Raw genomic sequence first — 3,256 nt, 5'->3', positions numbered from 1 at the left:
GGGCACCATGTGCCGGTCGAATGCCCCGGCGCGCCCCCGCGCCGGTCCCGGCGGAGGCGGCGGGGAGGCGGCCGGCCCGTGGGGGCGGGGCAGGTCAGGCCGCGTACAGGTCGAAGGTGGAGGTGCGCCGTGGTCCGGACACCACGTCCAGCCGGGGGTCGACGGCGAGCATCGCCTGGTGCAGCCGCTGCAACTGCGGCGAGGGCTCCACGCCCAGCTCCTCGACCAGGCGGCGGCGCAGCCGGTGGTAGACGTCCAGCGCGGCGGCCTGCCGGCCGGAGCGGTACAGCGCCACCATGGCCTGCGAGTGCAGCCCCTCGTGCTCGGGGTGCCGGGCGATCAGGTCCGTCAGCTCGGCGGTGACCTCGGCGTGCCGGCCGAGCCTGAGGTCGGCGTCGATGCGGCGTTCCCGGGTGACGAGCCGGCTCTCCTCCAGCCGCATCGCCTCGATCTCCAGGATGGGGCCGACGCGTACGTCGACCAGGGCGGGCCCCTGCCACAGGTCCAGCGCCTTGCGGTAGCTGCGCGCGGCCCGCTCGTCCTCGCCGTCCTCGAAGCACTGCTGGCCCTCGGCGACGAGGTGCTCGTACTCGTGGACGTCCACCGCCTCGGCCGGTATCTGCAGCAGGTAGCCGCCGTGCCGGGTGGCGAGCACGCTCTTGGCGGCGCCGGGGGCGTCGGGCCCCATGGCGGTGCCGAGCCGGCGCCGCAGCTGCAGGATGTAGGTCTGCAGGGTGGTCAGGGCACTCTGGGGAAGTTCGGTGCCCCAGATCTCCTCCATGAGCGTGGGCACGGGCATGACCCGGCCCGGGTAGAGGGCGAGCAGGGCCAGGATCTGCCGCGGCTTCCCGGCCGTCGGCACGATCGACATCCCGTTGACGTCGGCGCTCAGTGGACCCAGAACACGAATCTTCATGGTTTCCTCCCCGTACCTCGACGGCTGAACTCGGCTTCCGAGCCGTTGTGCGAATCGGTGCCCGAGGCTCGTCGATATTGCGCCACGCAGGGGCCTGCTGTCCTTACCCCGCCACGTATACACAAGGCGCGCCGTAGCCCGTCTCCACCCCGCCCCGGTGAATTCTCGAGGAATCGTCGAGTGTTTTCCCGTGCTGTCGTGTTCGCTTTTTCTGACACGTCTTCGACACGTGCCCGACCGGGTGGAAAAGGCGCCGGTGAGTGTCTTTCGCAGGCGGGCGCGCACTGTTAGTTTTCCGCGTCATGGAGATGACGGACGGCGCCGGGCGGGATGGCGGGCAGGTGCTGCCCGAGGGTGCGGACCCGCTGACGCGGCAACTGCTGCGGCAGATGGTCACCGGCTGCACGCGGTCGGCGGAGTCCGGGCTCCTTGGGGACGGCGAGGGCCCGGCGGGGGGCCTGGATTCGACCACCGTCATGGAACTGGTCTCCTTCTGGCACCGGCGCGGGATCGAGGTCGGATTTCCCGAGCTGATGGCGCGCCCCACGCCCGGCCGCTCGCGTCCGCTGCTTTCACGCCGGAACACCGCGAACGCCGCGTGACGTGAACTCGAGAACATCCGGAAATCCGCTGGAGCCGTACTCGCATCCGCCCCGCCGTTCCCACGGACCGTCTATGGTCCGATGGCCGAGGAAATTTTTTTCCGTATTTCCGGCCGCCCTGCATCGAGTACCAGACGGAGTCATCCATGGAATTCGGCGTGAACTTCTTTCCGGTCGTCGCTCCCGACCGCGGGAGTGCGAGCGCGCACCACGGCGGGAGCCGGGGTTCGGCCCGGCCCCTGCCCGGGCCGCCGGGCCCCGGGCAGGGACCGGCCGTGGAGCACCACCGCTCCCCCTGCGGCGGGCGCGGGCCCGGCCCGGGGGCCGGCGCCGTCGTCGCCGCGGCCGCGTGACCCGGGACCGACCGGCACGGTGCCGGCCCGGCGCGCCCGGCAGCCGGTACGCCGCCGGCCGGGTCGTCGTCACTCGGTACACCGCCGGCCTGTACGCCGCCGGGCATACGCCGCCGGCCGGCCCGGGCGGGATCCGGCGGGTGGTGGTCGCCCGCGGCCGCTCCGGCCGCGGGCGGACGCACTCCCCCCGGGCGCCGGTGCGGTGGGGGCCGGCCCCGGCGGGACGAGGCGGCCGTGCCGCCGGAACGTCACCGGTCCCGACCGCTTCTGAGTGACAGGCGAGGAAGAGATGCAGTTCCGCATTCTCGGTCCCGTTGAGGTCCACGACGAGCGCACCGGACTCAGGATCGTGCCCGCCGGGGCCAAGCAGCGCGCCCTGCTGGGTGCGCTGGTGGTGAAGTCGGGGCAGACCGTGTCCGTGCACCGGCTCGTCGACGAACTGTGGGGCGAGCATCCGCCGGCGAACGCCGCCAACGCCCTGCAGGCCCATGTGGCCCGGCTGCGCCGGCTGCTGCCGGCGGCGCACGCCGGCTCCGGTGGACCGCGCCACGAATGGATCGCGACCCGCTCCCTCGGCTACGTCCTGCGCCCGGGCCGGGCCACCACCGACGCCGAGCGCTTCCACCGCCTGGCGGCCGAGGGCCGGGCAGCCGCCGTCCGCGATCCCGGGCACGCCGCCGAACTGCTGCGCCGGGCGCTCGCCCTGTGGCGCGGACCGGCCCTGGAGGGCAGCGTGCGCGGGGACATCTGCGCGGCCGAGGCGGCCCAACTGGAGGAGAACCGGCTGATCGCCCTGGAGGCGCTGTACGACGCCTGCCTGCGCGCCGCCCGGCACGACGAGATCACCGGTGAGCTGGAGGAACTGACCACCGACCATCCCGTGCGGGAACGCTTCTACGACCTGCTGATGGTGGCCCTGTACCGCTGCGGCCGGCAGGCCGAGGCCCTCGGCGTCTACGACCGCGCGCGCAAGCGCCTGGTCCACGAACTCGGCGTCGAGCCCGGCCCGGCGCTGCGCGCCCGCATGGAGGCGATCCTCCACCACGACCCGGCCCTCGCGGCTCCCGGCCCCGCCGGCCACGCCGGGCCGGTCCCGGCCCGCGTCCGTCCCTTCCCGAACCCGGCACCGGCACCGGCACCGGCACCGGGTTCGGGCCACGAGGCCACGGTCCTCACCCTCACCGACGAGATCGCCCGCCTGCGGCGCCACGTGGAACGCCTCTCCCTGGAGCAGGAGGCGCTGATCCGCCGTCTCGACCGTCTGTCGGCCCGGACACCGGCACCGGCACCGGCACCGGCACCGTGACCCACCCCGGTCCCGGCGCGCTGCCGGCCCGGGCGCCCGGACCGCCGGGGCGCGCCTCGGGCGGCGGGCGGGACAAGGG

General features: G+C 74.2%; 3 protein-coding genes. 2 read left to right on the top strand and 1 reads right to left on the bottom strand.

Annotation, left to right across the window (positions count from 1 at the left end):
* Positions 1–94: 94 nt before the first annotated feature.
* Positions 95–916 (bottom strand): AfsR/SARP family transcriptional regulator, encoded by an 822-nt coding sequence (locus GUY61_RS36525; protein WP_166634600.1) that lies wholly within the window; start codon positions 914–916, stop codon positions 95–97.
* A gap of 302 nt (positions 917–1,218) precedes the next feature.
* On the opposite strand from GUY61_RS36525, the gene GUY61_RS36520 reads away from it, so the two are divergent.
* Together GUY61_RS36520 and GUY61_RS36515 are read left to right on the top strand one after the other, a co-directional pair.
* A complete protein-coding gene (locus GUY61_RS36520; RefSeq protein WP_166634599.1) occupies positions 1,219–1,518 on the top strand; it encodes a hypothetical protein in 300 nt (99 codons plus the stop codon).
* Positions 1,519–2,160: 642 nt separating this feature from the next.
* Positions 2,161–3,177 (top strand): AfsR/SARP family transcriptional regulator, encoded by a 1,017-nt coding sequence (locus tag GUY61_RS36515; RefSeq protein WP_166634598.1) that lies wholly within the window; start codon positions 2,161–2,163, stop codon positions 3,175–3,177.
* The last annotated feature ends 79 nt before the right edge of the window (positions 3,178–3,256 follow it).

The sequence above is a fragment of the Streptomyces sp. GC420 genome (genome assembly GCF_009916105.1).
Taxonomy (GTDB): Bacteria; Actinomycetota; Actinomycetes; order Streptomycetales; family Streptomycetaceae; genus Streptomyces.
Note: the sequence above shows the minus strand (reverse complement) of the source record. Positions and strands in the feature narration are given on the sequence as shown.